We start from the raw sequence: 15282 nt of genomic DNA, 5'->3' as shown, positions 1-15282 counted from the left end.
ACCCCCAGGGGTAGAGGCGAGAAATGAGCCAGTCCATGTCGAAAGCCGAAGCCAAGGCCGGCAAGAAGAAGAACGAGCTGCTCGAGACGATCATCGTGATCATCGAGGCGCTGGCGATCGCCCTGATCTTCCGGACGTTCCTCTACCAGCCGTTCTCGATCCCCACCGCCTCGATGCAGCAGACGCTGATGATCGGCGACTATTTCATCGCCAACAAGTGGACCTGGGGTTTTGGCAAATACTCGTTCCCGATCGCGCTGCCGTTCAACGGCCGCATTTTCGGCAGTGAGCCGAAGCGCGGCGATGTCGCGGTGTTCCGCAACGAAATCACCAACGAAGATTACATCAAGCGCGTCATCGGCATGCCGGGCGATCGCATCCAGATGAAAGAGGGACGCCTCTACATCAACGGCACTATGGTCGAGCGCCAGCAGACCGGTACGGCGACCGATACCGACAGCTACATGACCACCGTGCCGGTGACCGTCTACACCGAGACGCTGCCCAACGGCGTCACGCACACCATCCAGGAGATCTCCGATAACGAGCAACTCGACAACACCGCCGAGTACGTCGTTCCCGCGGGCCACTTCTTCATGATGGGCGACAACCGCGACCGGTCCGCCGACAGCCGCGTGCTGAGCCAGGTGGGTTACGTGCCGCTCGATAACCTGATCGGCAAGGCCGAGGCGCGGTTCTTCTCGATCAAGAACAATCTGCCGCCGTGGCAGCTGTGGGAATGGCCGGCCAACGTGCGTTGGGACCGGATGTTCCAGTCCGTGAACTGATGGCGAAGGGACGCTCGCACGAAAAGCTCGAAGCTCGTCTGGGCTATCGCTTTGCCGACCCCGACCTGCTCGATCGGGCGCTGACTCACTCCAGCGCCGTTTCCCCAGGCAAGCGCATCGAGCGCTCCTATCAGCGGCTCGAGTTCCTCGGCGATCGCGTGCTCGGCCTCGTCGTGGCCGACATGCTGTATCGCCGGATGCCCAAGGCCAACGAAGGCGAGCTGTCGCGCTCGCTGAACACCCTGGTGCGCAAGGAAACCTGCGCCGCCATCGCTCGGCAGCTCGACCTCGGTTCGGAGATGAATCTCGGCGACAGCGAGGCGCGCACCGGCGGCGCCAACAAGGATGCCATCCTCGGCGACATCGCCGAAGCGGTGATCGGCGCCGTCTTCTGCGATGGCGGGCTGGGCCAGGCCTACGAGATCGTCGAGCGGCTGTTCGGCGAGCAGCTCGACCACGCCGGGCATGTCCGCGCCGACCCCAAGACCACGCTGCAGGAATGGGCGCAGGGCAGGGGCCTCGAGCCGCCGCTCTATGCCGAAGTCGAGCGCACCGGCCCCGATCACGCGCCGGAATTCACCATTGCCGTGCGGCTCGGCGATTTCCCCGCCATCACCGCCACCGGCCCCTCCAAAAAGCTGGCTGAGCACAAGGCCGCCGAGGCTTTCCTGATCCGAGAGAAAGTCTGGCGCGACACGATATGACCGACAAGAACGAAATGCCCGAGGCAGCCGAGCTGCCGGTGGCCGGCGAAAACACCCGCTGCGGCTTCGTCGCGCTGGTCGGCGCGCCGAACGCCGGCAAGTCGACGCTGCTCAACTCACTGGTGGGCACCAAGGTTTCGATCGTCACCCACAAGGCGCAGACGACGCGCTCGATGATCCGCGGCGTGGTGACCGAGGGGGATGGCCAGATCGTCTTCATCGACACGCCGGGTATCTTCGCGCCCAAGCGCCGGCTCGACCGCGCCATGGTCGAAGCTGCCTGGACCGGTGCGGGCGATGCCGACCTCGTCGCCCTGATCGTCGATGCCGAGCGCGGCGTCACTCCTGAGATCGAGGCGCTGCTTCAGGGGCTGGAGAACGTCCCGCACCCCAAGGTGCTGGTGCTCAACAAGGTCGACCTGATCAAGCCGGAAAAGCTGCTGAAGCTGGCCGAGTCTCTCAACGGGCGTCTGCGCTTCGAACAGACCTTCATGATTTCAGCGCTGACCGGCAGCGGGGTGCAGGACTTGCTCGATTGGGCATTGAAGCGCATTCCGCTCGGCCCCTGGCACTTCCCCGAGGATCAGCTGACCGACCTGACGCTGCAGATCACCGCCGCCGAGGTGACGCGCGAAAAGCTGTTCCTCCGTGTCCATGACGAGATCCCCTACAACGCCACGGTCGAGGGCGAGAAGTTCACCATCAACAAGGATGGCTCGTATCGCATCGACCAGGTGATCTATGTCACCCGCGACACGCACAAAAAAATCGTCCTGGGCGCCGGGGGGCAGACCATCAAGTCGATCGGTGCTGAAGCGCGCAAGGAGTTGATGGAGATCTTCGAGGTGCCGGTGCACCTGTTCATCTTCGTCAAGGTCCGCGAGAAATGGGGCGACGACCCCGAGCGCTATCGCGAAATGGGGCTGGAGTACCCGCACCAGAAGTGAGGGCGCACCGCGGCGCGACGGTCTATGCAGTGGGACGGTGAAGGGCTGATTGTCGGCGTCCGCCGACACGGCGAGTCGAGCGTCATCGCCGAGGTGATGGTCGAGGGCAGGGGGCGGCACCTCGGGCTGATCCGCGGTGGTCGTTCATCGAAGCTCGCGGCGACGCTGCAGCCCGGCAATTCGGTGCAGGTCAGCTGGCGCGCCCGGCTGGAAGAGCACCTCGGCACCTTCACGCTCGAGCTGCTCGAGGCGCGCGCAGCCGGACTGATTGCGGACCGGGTAAAACTCTATGCCAGCCAGATCGTCTGCGAACACCTGCGGCTGCTGCCGGAGCGCGATCCGCATGATCGCCTGCTTGGCCTTGCCATCCGCATCCTCGACCAGGAGGGGTTGGTGCTTGAACTCGGTGCCTCGGTGGCACGCTTCGAGCTGATCCTGCTCGATGAGTTGGGTTTCGGTCTTGATCTGTCGAGCTGCGCCGCGACCGGCACGACGCGCGACCTGACCCATGTCTCGCCGAAATCCGGCCGGGCCGTCAGTCGCGCCGCCGCCGAGCCCTACCTGCCACGGCTGCTGCGGCTGCCGCCATTCCTGATCAGCAGCGCCGATCCGACAGCGGAGGATGTCGGCGCCGCCTTCACGCTGACCGGGCATTTCCTCGATATGCATGTCTGGCTGGCGCGCCAGCTCGAACCGCCGGCGATCCGCGAAACCTTCATCGAGCTGGTGTCGAAGCCAGCCGATTGATCCACGGCGCACCTCGCGCGTTGCTGTCTCAAGGAGAACCGCCATGACCGAGCACCTGCGCATCGACACCGCGTCGCGGATCATCGCCGCGCCGCCCAAGGCGATCTACCGGGCGTTCGTCGATCGCGACGCGCTGCTGGCCTGGCTGCCACCCGAGGGGATGACCGGCGAAATGCTGGAGTTCGAACCGCGCCCCGGCGGCGCTTTCCGCATGGCGCTGCACTACAGCGTTCCGGGTCCCGGCAAGACCACCGAGGATACCGACATGGTGGAGTCGGAATTCGCCGAACTGGTCCCTGGTCATCGCGTGGTGCAACTGGTGCGCTTCAGGAGCGACGATCCGGCCTTCGCCGGTACGATGCGCATGGTCTGGGACCTCGAGCCCGCCGATGGCGGCACCCGCGTCATCATCCTCGCCGAAGACGTGCCGCCCGGCATCAGCAAGGAAGATCACGATACGGGGTTGAGGTCGTCGCTGGAGAATCTGGCGAGGTATGTAGAGGGGAATGCTCGTTGACAGCTCCCGGCCGGTGCGAGCATCGTACAGTTGTTGCAGTAGGGCGCATCGGCTGAGGTCGAAGGGGCAATGCCCACCTACGATGTCTCAACCGTAGTTGCGCCCGTGCCAAATCTGGAAAACCTAAAGAAGCAGGCCAAGCAATATCTGCGTTGGCACCGCGAGCGGTACCACCCAGTTGCCGCCGAGATCAGAGCTGCGTTACCGCAGTTCCGGCACCTCAACAATGTGCAGGTGCTGGAGAGCGAGTTCAGGCTCAGCGATGCGCAGGAGCTTGTCGCTCACCAGTTGGGCTTCAGTGGATGGCAGGCGCTAAAGGCAGGATATTCAGCCATGAGCATGCAAGTCACACACACACCCGCAGTTCCGCTTCTCACCGGTGCTGAGGCCCACCTCTATGTCGCCGACGTTACAGCGTCGTGTGAGTTCTTCACCGCCAAGCTCGGTTTTGCCACCGACTTTGCCTATGGTGATCCACCGTTCTACGGGGTGGTCAGGCGCGGGGCCGCGCGACTTTGCCTGCGGTTTGTCGGAGAGCCAGTGTTTGTCGGGGATATTCGTCAGCGCCAGCGGCTTCTGTCCGCCTCGATCACCGTGGATACCGCAGCGGAGATCAAGCAATTGTTCCTGGAATTCCAAGCTGCCGGCGTGAGCTTCTTTCAGGAGTTGCGGAAGGAACCTTGGGGGGCAAGAACCTTCATCGTTCTGGACCCCGACGGCAACCTCGTCTTGTTTGCCGGACCTGCCGACTGACCAGTCCGGGCCGCGCCAGCCCGCCGAATGGGACCAGACGCGCCAAGCATGGCGAGAATGACTAAGCGTACTTCGCCGGCTTCGGCCCGGGCGGCGGGGGCGGCTCCTCGATGCCGAGCCGGCGGCGGAGTTTGCCCAGCGCCAGCGATTGCATCTGGAAGCGGCTGGCGGTTAGCGGCGTGATCACCACCACTTCAGTGCCGGTCGCCTCGTCGATCGCGGCGACGCGCATTTGCTGGCCGAGTTGCGTGAACTCGAAGAGGACTCTATGCCCGGAAGGCTGTTGGCCGGACGGACGATTGTCGGGTCCGGCCATCGCCATCAGCCTTCGCCGAAGTTGACGATGCCCTGCGCGTCGAACTGATAGACGTCGTCGCGGAAGCTCACCGTGCCCTGCCGGTTGGCCCAGGCAGTGATGTAGGTGGTGTGGATCGGGATCTGCACGTCGAGCTTGATGTCCTCGCGCATGCCTTGCTCCCATGCGGCCATGACGCTTTCGGGGGTCCAGCCGCCGCCATTGTCGCGCAGCAGCCAGGCCACCAGCTCTTCGATGTTCTCGCAGCGCATGCAGCCCGAGGAGTGGAAGCGGGCGTTCTCGCCGAACAGCGCCTTCTGCGGCGTGTCGTGCATGTAGACGTCGTACTTGTTGTAGAAATCGATCTTGCAGTGACCCATCGAGTTCTCGCCGCCCGGATCCTGCCGGAAGGTGTACTTCACTGCCTCGGTGGTCTGCCAGTTGATGGCCGTCGGCGGGATCTCGTTGCCCTTGCCGTCGAAGATGCGGATGCGGAACTTGGTCAGGTATTCCGGATCCTCGTTCATGTACTTGATCATGTCCTTCTCGATGATGCTCTTGGGCACCGTCCAGTAAGGATTGAACTTCACCTGGAAGATCTTGGAGTTGAGGATCGGCGTGGCGCGGTCGACCTTGCCCACCACCGAGTTATGGCGCTGCACCACCTGCGCGCCCTCGACCGCCTCGACAACCGCCGCCGGAATATTCACCGCGACATAGCGATCGGAAAGCGCCGAGGCCCACTGGTCGATGCGCTGCGCATTGAGGCGAAGCTGGTTGAGGCGGTAATCCGCCGGCACCGACAATGCGTAGAACGTCGCTTCGTCCACGGCGCCGTTGATGACGAGGCCGTGGCGGGCCTGGAACAGGCGCACCGCAGCATCAAGCCCGGCATCGAACTCGTCGTTGACGCGCTTTTCGAGCGGCATGTCGCCGTTGATCATCAGGCGGCGCTTCAACAGCGCAGCGGCCCGGCGCGACTCGCCCAGCTTCAGCCCGAAGGTCTCTCGCGTCGGCGCTTCCCAGCTGCCGTTGGCGGCGATGAACGCTTCATAGTTCTGGATTGCCAGCTGCAGGTTGTACGAGGTGTCGTAGCTGAGGATCGGCTCGATCGTATCGACCAGGCTCTTGGCGGTGGCGGTGTTGCCTTCCTGATCGACGTTCTTGATCCGCTTATCTTTGTTAAGCGCGTCCCAGAAGTTGTCTTCCTCCGCCCTGACGATGGCCGGCATCGCAAGGCCGGCGCCCATCGCCGCCATGGAGGTCAGGAGGTTCCGTCGATTCAACCGCATCAAGTCACCCAAAGTCGCCATTCCGAGAGGTTGTCCCTCATAGCATCGGCCCCAGTATGCCTCCAACGTGGTCAAGCAGGTGTGAACTGCCGGCCGTCTGAACGCACAAAACCAAGGGACTTGCAGTGACGAGGGATCAGCCTGCAATTGCTTCGATGCATAGCCGAATTCTGGGCATAAATAAGAAACGCCGGCTTAAGGCCGGCGTTTGCTGAATCCGCTGTGGCGAGGATGCCACACTGGTCGATTTGGGCCCAGGCAGAGCGAGCTCTGCCCGCGGTCAGAGCTTGTAGAGGATCTGGTCGACCCAGAAGCGCTCCAGGCGGCCCAGCGCCTTGTTGAGGCCCTCAAACGTCTCGCCGCTGAGGCCGCCGACCTTTTCGATCGACTTGAGGTGACGATCATAGAGTTCGTCGATCACCTCGGCCACTTCCTCGCCCTTGGGGGTGAGGCGGATGCGGACCGAGCGGCGGTCGGAACGCGAACGCTCCTGGAAGATATAACCGGTCTCGACCAGCTTCTTGAGATTGTACGAGACGTTCGAGCCGAGATAGTAGCCACGCGAGCGCAGCTCGCCGGCGGTCATCTCGGCATCGCCGATGTTGAACATCAGCAGCGCCTGGACGGGGTTGATATCGTCCCAGCCCATCCGGTCGAACTCGTCCTTGATCAGGTCGAGCAGCCGGCGATGGAGCCGTTCGACACGGCTGACGGCTTCGAGGTAGAGCGGCTTCAGCCCGAGAGCTTCTTCCGGAACCATTGCCTCTGCGGCGTTGGATTTGATTGCCATTGTTGCCTCACTGTCCTGTCGTCTTGCGCGATTTCTTCGCGTCTCATAGGCCCCAAACTACGGGGGCCCAAATAAGATGGCCTTAAGCCGTAGACTTAAAACTATCTTACGGAAAAAGTTCAGGAATTTGGCTTTACGAGAGGTAACCGCAGGTCAGAAAATTGTAACCTGAATCGTCCGTTACCGCAGCATGTCTCCCGAAGGTGGGTACCGTTTTCGGGACAAAGACATGCGCAGAAAAATGGCTAAAGCGCACGAGCGAATCCCAGAGATCGCGACGCGCTTTAGGCCCTAGTCGTGGGCGCGGCGCAGCCGGAAGCTGAGGAAGAACAGCACCGCGATGCCGCCGACTAGCAGCAGCCTGAGGGCGAAACCAAAGGCCCCCATCTCGGCGCCGGGCACTCCGCCCAGGTAGAGCGCCAGCTCGACGAGGGTGGCGCCAACCAGCAGCACGGCGCCCCAGCTGGCGCGGATCCACAGGCCCACCGCGGCGAACAGCCGGGCGAGGCAGAACACGGTGAGGAAGGCAAAGCCAGTGGGGCCGAGCTGGGCGATCGGGCTGACCGCGCCGGAGGAGACCCCGAGCAGGCGGGACGCATCGGCAAGGCCGAGCAGCAGCGCGATGATCGCGATGATCCTCAGATAGCGCCCGGCGAGTTCGCTCTTGAAATCCATCCGGCGTGGATAGCGCGGATGGGATGGTGCGACAAGCGCAAGCCTTGGCGCAGGACCGCCGTGCCTGATAGAAGCGCCGCGGTCCGGAGCGTTCTCAGGAAAAGTTGCAGACTTTTCCGGTTCGAGAGCGCGACAAACAAAAGAATGAGGGCATTTCGCCGTTTGACGAATGGCGGGATGCCCTGATGGAGCGCCTGATGAGCACGAACTGGCCCAAGCACGACATGAGCTTTCTCGGCGGGCGGCGGCAGCGCCGGCTGCGTCGCACCGGCTGGATGCGCAACATGGTGCGCGAGACCGTGCTCACGCCGCACGACCTGATCTGGCCGCTCTTCATCATAGAGGGGCAGAACGAGCGCACCGCCATCCGCACGCTCCCCGGCGTCGAACGGTTGAGCGTCGATCTCGTCGTCGAAGCGGCCAGGGCGGCCGCCGCCGAGGGTATCCCGGCGCTGGCGCTGTTCCCCAATACCCAGGACGACCGGCGCAATGCCGATGGCAGCGAAGCCTGGAACCCGGACAACCTGACGGCGCAGGCGCTGCGCGCCATCCGCGATGCCGGCGTCGATATCGGGCTGATCACCGACGTGGCGCTCGACGAGTACTCGTCCGACGGCCAGGACGGGCTGGTCCGTGACGGCGAGATCCTCAACGACGAGACGGTCGAGGCAATGGTCAAGGCCGCGCTGATGCAGGCGAGGGCCGGGGCCGACATCATCGCCCCGTCCGATATGATGGATGGCCGCGTTGCCGCCATCCGCCGGGCGCTCGATGCCGAGGGTTTTGACCACGTGGCCATCATGGCCTACTCGGCCAAGTTCGCCTCGGTTTATTACGGCCCGTTCCGCGAGGCGGTAGGCTCGGGCAGCCGGCTCATTGGCGACAAGCGTACCTACCAGCTCGACTACGCCAATTCGGACGAGGCGATGCGCGAAGTGGCGCAGGATATCGCCGAGGGCGCCGACATGGTGATGGTGAAGCCGGGGCTGCCTTATCTCGATATCGTGCAGCGCGTCAGCGACGCCTTCGACGTGCCGCTGTTCGCCTACCAGGTATCGGGCGAGTACGCGATGATCCGCTTTGCGGCGGAGGCTGGGGCGATCAATGGCGAGGGCGCCATGCTGGAAAGCCTCGTGGCCTTCAAGCGGGCAGGGTGCGACGGCGTGCTGACCTACTTCGCCCTCGAGGCGGCCCGGCTGCTTAACGCCTAGGCCGTCTTACGTGCCGACGCGGCGCAGCGGACGTTTGCAGCCGATCAGATATCGGTATGCCTCCCGCTGCTGCAGGTCCCCGAGCGTTTCGATGGCGGGGACACCGATCCTTCTGGAGAGGTGCAGGACGAGGTTCGCTGCGATGCAAAGTCCGACATGCGCGCCCCAGCTGTCGGGGTTGTCGTGAACGAGCACCAGGTCGAACGGCTCCATTCGCTCAGCTTCGGCCGTGTAGTCCCGATCCAGCCACAACGCGTCGGACCGCAGGTCGGGCAGGACGAAGCCGTGATGGCGGAGCACGGCATAGGCGTATTGCTGGCAGTTCGCGCCGCCCTTGACCCCAAGCACGCCGGGCGCGCCTGGAAAATGGCTGGCATTGTAGCGCACGTCCCTCAGATGGGGCGGGATGGCGATGCTGGAACGGCTCAGATCAAGCATGTCGATGCCCACGATCGCCTGCCCGGACGGACAGGCCCCGGAGCAGACTGGCGTCACGCTCGGCCGCTGGCCAGGGGATTTTTAGTGTCGCCACTTGTGTGGGACCTCATGGTCCCCATCTTTCCCCTCATGAACCAGGGCAACACCATGAGCGACCATCTTCCCGACCCGTCCAACGCGCCGGAACTGTTCGAGGGCGTGTTGCTGCGCCGCGCTGCGGCGTGGCTGATCGACTGCGTGATCATCACCTTCATCACCATCGCCGCGCTGCTGGTCGGTGGCATTTTTGGTATCGTGACGCTGGGGCTCGGCCTGCTGGCCTTGCCGGTCATCATTCCGCTGGCGATCCTCGGCTACTATGCGGCAACGCTCGGCTCGCCGATGCGGGCCACGGTCGGTATGCAGATGATGGATATCGTGCTGACGCCGGTGCGCGGTACGCCGCTCAACGGCTGGAGCATCCTCATCCACCCGATCCTGTTCTGGGTGACGGTGTGGATTTCCTGGCCGTTCTCGATCCTTTTCGCGCTGTTCACGCCGCGCCAGCAAATGCTGCACGACCTCGTCGTGGGCACCTTGATGCTGCGCCGTTCACCGATGCAGCGGTTCTGGCAGTCCGGCGGCATGCACTCGGTTTGATCGCGGTGCGCTGAGACATGATGGGCCATTGCCGGCCCATCGGGTCGCGTCTATCCTCTGAGCATCGCTCGAAGGACGACGATGACCGATCAGACGCCCGAGAACACCCAGCTCTTCCTTACCGCGGCCATGCCGTGTCCGTATCTGCCGGGTCGTCAGGAGCGTAAGCTCTTCACCCACCTGACCGGTCGCCGGGCCGCTTCGCTCCACCACCTGTTGAGCGACAACGGCTTCCGCCGCAGCCAGAACCTGATCTACCGGCCGGCCTGCGACGGCTGTTCGGCCTGCCAGTCGGTGCGCATCGTGGCGCAGGAATTCGTGCCGTCGGCGCGCTACCGGCGCATCCGCAAGGCCAATGCCGACATCGCGGTCGAGGTTTGCCAGCCACGCGCCACCGCCGAGCAGTTTGCGCTGTTCAAGCGCTACCTCGATGCCCGCCATGCCGGCGGCGGCATGACGCAGATGAGTTTTGTCGACTACGAGTACATGGTCGAGGATACCCCCGTGCAGACCGTGGTGGTCGAGTACCGGCTCACCTCGCACCCGCAGCGCCCGCTGGTGGCTGTCGCGCTCACCGACGTCATGCCGGATGGGCTGTCGATGGTTTACAGCTTCTACGATCCGCTGCTCGACAAGCGCGGGCTCGGGAACCTCTTGATCCTCGACCACATCGAGCAGGTGAAGCTGGCCGCGCTCACCTATGTCTATCTCGGCTACTGGGTGAAGGACTCGCCGAAGATGGCTTATAAGGGCCAGTTCCGTCCGCTCGAAGTGCAGCGTGGCCCGCTGGGCTGGCGCCGCCTCGAGTAGCCTCAGGCCTTTCCCCGCAACCAGCGCGAGAAGGCCCGCAGCTTCTTCAGTTGTGGCAGGTACCGCATGTGCAGCCGTCGGCGCAGCGACAACCCCACTTTGATCGGGTGGTAGATGCGGTTCCGTTGGCGGAACCGATGCGGCGCGCTGCCGAAATAGCGGAATCCGCGCGGTGGCCGATAGGCGTGCGTGGTGCCCATAGAGTGCATATCGAGATGACTGCCGTCGTAGTGATGGCCCCAGCGTTCCCTGGGCGTCTGGGTATCATTGCCGCCAATCTCGGCGATGGAGAAGCCATCCGCCCGCGCCATCGAAGGCAGCAGCATCTCGAAGTGGCCGTGCCAGCCCGGCTGCAGCAGCATCCCGCAGTAGTGCTCCAGCAACCGTCGCGACAGGCGCGAGATCGGCATGAACACGATCAGCGGGTCTGCGATTGCGTGCGCGGGCTGCCGATAGATCGGCGCGAAATAGTAGCTCGGCTCGGCGCTCAGCGGATGGATGCGGGTTGTCAGCAGATCACCCTCGTAGCCCGCCGCGGGCCTGAAGAAGTCAGCCCAGTCGCCCGAGAAGTCGACGTCGTACTCGACCAGCCAGAAGCGGTCGTAAGCCGCCAGCCTGGGGTCGAGAAACGCCGTGATCCAGACCAGGTCGACATAGCCCCAGGGAGTAGGGTGCTGCAGGAATTCCTGGTGGCGAAGCGGAAAATGCCTGGCGCTGTCGGCCATGCGGACCACGAAATCCGCCTGCACCGGCGCGGGCGTGCCGAGTTCTCCCTCGTTGTGCTGATAGGCGAGGAAGACGTCGAGCACCGTGCCCGCCTCACGCTTCAGCCGCGCGTAGTGCTCGGCGACTTCCGACGTCCAGATATGGGTCACGAACACAACGCAGTCGCGTCGTGCGCCGTTGGTTTCGGTTTTCGCTTCAGTCAAATCCGGAAGTCCGTCGCTAGGTGCCGACAAACCTGTTGTTTCTTGGGAAGCCCGTCGGCGGCTGACGACCGGCCGAGGCGCGATCGCCCAGCCATTCGGTCAGCTCGGTCATTGTCTTGGTATAGTTGCGCCCGGAGGAGTCGGTCCAGGTGAGGCCGACGCCGGACGGGAAGGTCTTCAGATCCGAGAGGCCGCCGTCCTTGTATTTCTGCAAGCGGACGCCCTTACCCCTGCCCATCTCGGGCAACTGGTCGAGCGGGAACACCAGCATCTTGCGGTTCTCGCCGATCACCGCGAGCATGTCGCCTTCGAGCGGCGCGATCAACCGCGCTTCCTCGGTGTCGCCGACATTGAGCACCTGCTTGCCCTTGCGGGTATTGGCGATCAGCTCGTCCTCGGCGACGACGAAACCGTCGCCCTTGCGCGAGGCGATGACCCGCTTGCGGCCCGGCCGATAGACGAAGAGATCGACCAGGTCCTGGCCTTCCTCGATATCGACCATCAGCCGCACCGGCTCGCCCTGGCTGCGGCCGCCCGGCAGGCGATCGCCGGCCAGCGTGAACACCTTGCCGCCGGTGGAGAGCAGCAGCAGCTTGTCGGTGGTCTGGGCGTGGAGGAAGAGTTTCAGCCGGTCGCCGGTCTTGAAGCCCTTGTCATCGATCTCTGTGGTGTGGCCGCGCATCGAGCGGATCCAGCCCTTTTCGGAGAGGATCACGGTGATCGGCTCGCGCTCGATCATCTGCGTCGCCACTTCCTCGTGGTCGATATCCATCGCCTCGGAGAAGTCGGTCTTGCGGCCCCAACGCGGGTGGCGGGTGACACCGTCCTTCTCGAATTTGGGGTAGGCCTTCTTCAGCTCGCCGATTTGCCTCGCGATCTCACCCCACTGCTTCTTGTCGGACGCGATAAGGGCATTGAGATGCGCCTGCTCCTCGCTGAGCGTCTTGTGTTCGGTGCGCAGCTCGATTTCCTCAAGCTTGCGCAGCGAGCGCAGCCGCATATTGAGGATCGCTTCGGCCTGCACATCGCTGAGGCTGAAGGTCGCCATCAGCGAGGCCTTGGCGTCATCCTCCTCGCGGATGATGCGGATCACCTCATCGAGGTTGAGATAGGCGACGATATAGCCGTCGAGCACTTCGAGCCGGCGGGCGATCTCGGCCAGCCGGTTGTTGGTGCGGCGCACCAGCACGTCCTTGCGGTGCTCGAGCCAGGCGACGATCGCCTCCTTGAGGCTCATCACCCGCGGCACGACCCCGCGGTCGAGGACGTTCATGTTGAGCGAGATGCGCTGCTCGAGGTCGCTCAGCTTGAACAGCTGCTCCATCAGGATAGCCGGGTCGACCGTGCCGGCGCGCGGCTCGATGACGAGGCGGACATCGTCGGCGCTCTCGTCGCGGATGTCCTTGAGCAGCGGCAGCTTCTTGTTGAGCAAGAGCTCCGCGATCTTTTCGACCAGCTTGGACTTCTGCACCCCATAGGGGATCTCGGTGACGACGATCTGGTAGACGCCGCGTCCCTTGTCTTCGCGCTCCCAGCGGGCGCGCAGGCGGAACGAACCGCGGCCGGTCTCGTAGGAATTGAGGATCGAGCTCTGGCTTTCCACCAGGATGCCGCCGGTCGGAAAATCCGGACCGGGAATGTAGTGCATCAGATCGGCGGTGGTGGTGCCGTCGCGGCCATTGTTGATCAGATGCAGCGCCGCGTCGCAGATTTCATCCACGTTGTGCGGCGGGATCGACGTGGCCATGCCGACGGCGATGCCGGTCGAGCCGTTGGCCAAAAGGTTGGGGAAGTTCGCCGGCAGCACCGAGGGTTCCTCGGTGGCGCCGTCATAGGTCGGCTTGAAGTCGACCGCGTTCTCGCCCAGGCCCTCGAGCAGCCGCGAGGCCACCTCGGTCATGCGCGCTTCGGTGTAACGGTAAGCCGCCGCCCCGTCGCCATCGATATTGCCAAAATTCCCCTGGCCGTCGACCAGCGGGTAGCGCATGGCAAAATCCTGCGCCAGGCGGACCATGGCGTCGTAGATCGACTGGTCGCCGTGCGGATGGAAGCTACCGATCACGTCGCCGACCACCTTGGCCGACTTCTTGTAGGCGCCGCCCGGGTCGAGCCGCAGCAGCCGCATGGCGTGCAGGATCCGGCGGTGCACCGGCTTCAGGCCGTCGCGGGCATCGGGCAGGGCGCGCTGGGTGATGGTGGAAAGGGCGTAGGAGAGGTAGCGCTCCTCGAGCGCCTCGCGGAGATCTACGACCCGCTGGTTATCGCCATCGGGCGGAACGGTGTCCGGATCGTCGCTCATCGGGTGGTCTCAGTCATGCGAATCATTTTCGCACTATAGCGATTGGGGCCTCAAACCGGGGGTGCAGCAAGGCCGCATCCCCGGAGTTTAGCGTCCTGTCACAGGCGGCAGGGGTGATAGTTGCCGTCGCAGCCGAGATCCCGCGCAACTGCGTCAAAGGTTGCGCCGGCGGTGGCTTGCTCTACGATCTCCAGATGCTTCGCCTGATCCTCGTTCGTCACGCCAAATCCGCCTGGGACGATCCGGGCCTCAGCGATTTCGATCGGCCACTGGCGCTGCGCGGCATCGCCGCTGCTGCGTGGATCGGCGAGACCCTGACCAGGCACGGCTGGTTGCCCGACCGCATTGTCTGCTCTACCTCACGCCGGACGCGCGAAACGCTCGAGTTGGCCATGACCCGCCTGCCGGCCAACGGTCCGAGGCCCGACGTGGTCTGGAGCGACGCCGTCTACGACCGGCGCGACCACGACTATCTCGGCCTGATCGCGGAGCAGGGGAGCGGTGCGAAGAGTCTCATGCTGCTGGGGCACAACAGTGCGACCGAGCAAACGGCGCTGACCTTGAGCGCCGACGGCGCGGCTCTGGGGAATTTCCCGACTGCAGGCATCGCGGTGATCGACTGTGAGATCTCGGACTGGATGGAGCTGGCGCCGCCTTGCGGGCGGCTGGTGCACTTCCTGCGGCCGCCAAAGGGCTAGCCGAAGGTGGGGCGCCGCAGCGGGCGCCAAAGGGCTAGCCGAAGGTGGGGCGCCGCAGCGGGCGCCCCCGGGGGCGGCGATCAGAGATTGCAGCGATGGTAGCGGCCATCATAGCCGAGGAACATGTCGGTCTCGGCGTTGTACGAGCGATAGCGGGCCTCGCAGGCAGCGACGTGGCCGTCGAAGCCGTCATAGCGGTCGACATTGCGGTTCATGCTGCCGACGATGGCGGCGCCCACTGCGAAGCCGAAAATGCCGGCGGCGACGCTGCCCAGGTTCGGCTGGTTCCAGCGGTACCAGTTGCGATAGTCGCCGGACCCCCAGCGATTATGGTTCCGGCGCCAGTCATCGCAGCCACGCCAGTTCGGATGCTCGAGGCACCGCTCCGAAACGTAGCGCTGCTGCTGGCCGATACTGATGTTGACCGAAGCCGCGCTGGCAGGTGCTGGGATCATCATGATTCCGGCAAGGCTGGTAGCGACAATGGCGGAAGCGAGCTTTTTCATGTGAGGACTCCTCGTCTTCTTGTTGAGCTGACGCTGGCTCGCACAACGTTTTGAGGCACGCATAGTTGCGGGGGGCGCTCGGGCTGGGGCTTTCATCGGCGGTTCAACTCTGCGATAATGAGGTGTTCGCGCGACTGGCGAGATCAGATGGGGCACCATCGGGGAACGCGAACGAGCAGCTGCCGCTCGCCTGGGCACCCAACCGAAACCTCATGGGAGCCCGCATGAACCGGACGATCCACAG

Annotated in this window: 18 protein-coding genes and 1 riboswitch; of the genes, 10 read left to right on the top strand and 8 right to left on the bottom strand. The window is 64.1% G+C overall.

Going from position 1 to position 15282, the window contains the following annotated elements; all coding sequences use genetic code 11:
• Positions 1-23 precede the first annotated feature (23 nt).
• The 6 genes from lepB to ASC68_RS11580 all read left to right on the top strand — a co-directional run bounded on the left by lepB (position 24) and on the right by ASC68_RS11580 (position 4456).
• Positions 24-788: a signal peptidase I gene (gene lepB, locus ASC68_RS11605; RefSeq protein WP_244488443.1), complete on the top strand. Its 765-nt coding sequence runs from the start codon at positions 24-26 to the stop codon at positions 786-788.
• Positions 788-1492, top strand: a complete 705-nt coding sequence (gene rnc, locus ASC68_RS11600; protein ID WP_055878959.1) for a ribonuclease III — start codon at positions 788-790, stop codon at positions 1490-1492. Before lepB ends, rnc begins: the two co-directional genes overlap by 1 nt.
• Complete coding sequence (gene era, locus ASC68_RS11595; protein WP_055878958.1) at positions 1489-2439, top strand: GTPase Era; 951 nt, start codon at positions 1489-1491, stop codon at positions 2437-2439. Before rnc ends, era begins: the two co-directional genes overlap by 4 nt.
• Positions 2440-2463: 24 nt before the next feature.
• The gene (recO, locus tag ASC68_RS11590; protein ID WP_055878955.1) at positions 2464-3186 is read left to right on the top strand and encodes a DNA repair protein RecO; all 723 of its coding nucleotides are present in this window, start codon (positions 2464-2466) and stop codon (positions 3184-3186) included.
• 43 nt (positions 3187-3229) lie between these two features.
• Positions 3230-3703, top strand: coding sequence for an SRPBCC family protein (locus tag ASC68_RS11585; protein ID WP_055878954.1), 474 nt, complete (start codon positions 3230-3232; stop codon positions 3701-3703).
• A gap of 105 nt (positions 3704-3808) precedes the next feature.
• A complete protein-coding gene (locus ASC68_RS11580; protein ID WP_055879870.1) occupies positions 3809-4456 on the top strand; it encodes a VOC family protein in 648 nt (215 codons plus the stop codon).
• A gap of 61 nt (positions 4457-4517) precedes the next feature.
• Here the strand turns inward: ASC68_RS11580 and ASC68_RS11575 are convergent, their stop codons facing one another.
• The 4 genes from ASC68_RS11575 to ASC68_RS11560 form a co-directional block, all read right to left on the bottom strand.
• Positions 4518-4778: a hypothetical protein gene (locus tag ASC68_RS11575; RefSeq protein WP_197421173.1), complete on the bottom strand. Its 261-nt coding sequence runs from the start codon at positions 4776-4778 to the stop codon at positions 4518-4520.
• On the bottom strand, positions 4778-6043 hold the full coding sequence (locus tag ASC68_RS11570) for a L,D-transpeptidase family protein (protein ID WP_162247934.1): 1266 nt from the start codon (positions 6041-6043) through the stop codon (positions 4778-4780). The genes ASC68_RS11575 and ASC68_RS11570 overlap by 1 nt, the downstream gene beginning before the upstream one ends.
• A 280-nt stretch (positions 6044-6323) precedes the next feature.
• Positions 6324-6833 (bottom strand): MarR family winged helix-turn-helix transcriptional regulator, encoded by a 510-nt coding sequence (locus ASC68_RS11565; RefSeq protein ID WP_055878949.1) that lies wholly within the window; start codon positions 6831-6833, stop codon positions 6324-6326.
• A gap of 291 nt (positions 6834-7124) precedes the next feature.
• Complete coding sequence (locus ASC68_RS11560) at positions 7125-7508, bottom strand: hypothetical protein (RefSeq protein ID WP_055878947.1); 384 nt, start codon at positions 7506-7508, stop codon at positions 7125-7127.
• A 197-nt stretch (positions 7509-7705) separates the two neighbouring features.
• On the opposite strand from ASC68_RS11560, the gene hemB reads away from it, so the two are divergent.
• Positions 7706-8719: a porphobilinogen synthase gene (gene hemB / locus ASC68_RS11555; protein ID WP_248310531.1), complete on the top strand. Its 1014-nt coding sequence runs from the start codon at positions 7706-7708 to the stop codon at positions 8717-8719.
• Positions 8720-8725: 6 nt separating this feature from the next.
• On the opposite strand, the gene ASC68_RS11550 is transcribed toward hemB, so the two are convergent.
• Entirely contained in the window at positions 8726-9169 is a 444-nt protein-coding gene (locus tag ASC68_RS11550; RefSeq protein WP_248310530.1) for a hypothetical protein, read from the bottom strand.
• Between the two features lie 135 nt (positions 9170-9304).
• On the opposite strand from ASC68_RS11550, the gene ASC68_RS28315 reads away from it, so the two are divergent.
• Positions 9305-9796: an RDD family protein gene (locus ASC68_RS28315; RefSeq protein ID WP_197421171.1), complete on the top strand. Its 492-nt coding sequence runs from the start codon at positions 9305-9307 to the stop codon at positions 9794-9796.
• A gap of 81 nt (positions 9797-9877) precedes the next feature.
• Positions 9878-10606, top strand: coding sequence for an arginyltransferase (locus ASC68_RS11540; protein ID WP_055878940.1), 729 nt, complete (start codon positions 9878-9880; stop codon positions 10604-10606).
• A gap of 2 nt (positions 10607-10608) precedes the next feature.
• Here ASC68_RS11540 and ASC68_RS11535 read toward each other — a convergent pair whose 3' ends face one another.
• Together ASC68_RS11535 and parC are read right to left on the bottom strand one after the other, a co-directional pair.
• On the bottom strand, positions 10609-11535 hold the full coding sequence (locus ASC68_RS11535) for a hypothetical protein (RefSeq protein ID WP_156387313.1): 927 nt from the start codon (positions 11533-11535) through the stop codon (positions 10609-10611).
• Positions 11536-11551: 16 nt separating this feature from the next.
• On the bottom strand, positions 11552-13834 hold the full coding sequence (gene parC, locus ASC68_RS11530; RefSeq protein ID WP_055878935.1) for a DNA topoisomerase IV subunit A: 2283 nt from the start codon (positions 13832-13834) through the stop codon (positions 11552-11554).
• 113 nt (positions 13835-13947) lie between these two features.
• Between parC and ASC68_RS11525 the strand changes: the two genes are divergently transcribed.
• Positions 13948-14532 (top strand): histidine phosphatase family protein, encoded by a 585-nt coding sequence (locus ASC68_RS11525; RefSeq protein WP_055878933.1) that lies wholly within the window; start codon positions 13948-13950, stop codon positions 14530-14532.
• Positions 14533-14612: 80 nt separating this feature from the next.
• Here the strand turns inward: ASC68_RS11525 and ASC68_RS29150 are convergent, their stop codons facing one another.
• Positions 14613-15038, bottom strand: coding sequence for a BA14K family protein (locus ASC68_RS29150; protein WP_055878931.1), 426 nt, complete (start codon positions 15036-15038; stop codon positions 14613-14615).
• 120 nt (positions 15039-15158) lie between these two features.
• A riboswitch (ZMP/ZTP riboswitch) is annotated at positions 15159-15241 on the top strand.
• Positions 15242-15282 lie beyond the last annotated feature (41 nt).

It is taken from the genome of Devosia sp. Root105 (assembly GCF_001424865.1).
Lineage (GTDB): Bacteria > Pseudomonadota > Alphaproteobacteria > Rhizobiales > Devosiaceae > Devosia_A.
This window is presented reverse-complemented; position numbering and strand designations above follow the sequence as displayed.

Coding starts and splice junctions, on each gene's coding strand:
- lepB (WP_244488443.1), top strand. CDS start 24: ATGAGCCAGTCCATGTCGAAAGCCGAAGCCAAGGCCGGCAAGAAGAAG.
- rnc (WP_055878959.1), top strand. CDS start 788: ATGGCGAAGGGACGCTCGCACGAAAAGCTCGAAGCTCGTCTGGGCTAT.
- era (WP_055878958.1), top strand. CDS start 1,489: ATGACCGACAAGAACGAAATGCCCGAGGCAGCCGAGCTGCCGGTGGCC.
- recO (WP_055878955.1), top strand. CDS start 2,464: ATGCAGTGGGACGGTGAAGGGCTGATTGTCGGCGTCCGCCGACACGGC.
- ASC68_RS11585 (WP_055878954.1), top strand. CDS start 3,230: ATGACCGAGCACCTGCGCATCGACACCGCGTCGCGGATCATCGCCGCG.
- ASC68_RS11575 (WP_197421173.1), bottom strand. CDS start 4,778: ATGGCGATGGCCGGACCCGACAATCGTCCGTCCGGCCAACAGCCTTCC.
- ASC68_RS11570 (WP_162247934.1), bottom strand. CDS start 6,043: ATGCGGTTGAATCGACGGAACCTCCTGACCTCCATGGCGGCGATGGGC.
- ASC68_RS11565 (WP_055878949.1), bottom strand. CDS start 6,833: ATGGCAATCAAATCCAACGCCGCAGAGGCAATGGTTCCGGAAGAAGCT.
- ASC68_RS11560 (WP_055878947.1), bottom strand. CDS start 7,508: ATGGATTTCAAGAGCGAACTCGCCGGGCGCTATCTGAGGATCATCGCG.
- hemB (WP_248310531.1), top strand. CDS start 7,706: ATGAGCACGAACTGGCCCAAGCACGACATGAGCTTTCTCGGCGGGCGG.
- ASC68_RS28315 (WP_197421171.1), top strand. CDS start 9,305: ATGAGCGACCATCTTCCCGACCCGTCCAACGCGCCGGAACTGTTCGAG.
- ASC68_RS11540 (WP_055878940.1), top strand. CDS start 9,878: ATGACCGATCAGACGCCCGAGAACACCCAGCTCTTCCTTACCGCGGCC.
- parC (WP_055878935.1), bottom strand. CDS start 13,834: ATGAGCGACGATCCGGACACCGTTCCGCCCGATGGCGATAACCAGCGG.
- ASC68_RS29150 (WP_055878931.1), bottom strand. CDS start 15,038: ATGAAAAAGCTCGCTTCCGCCATTGTCGCTACCAGCCTTGCCGGAATC.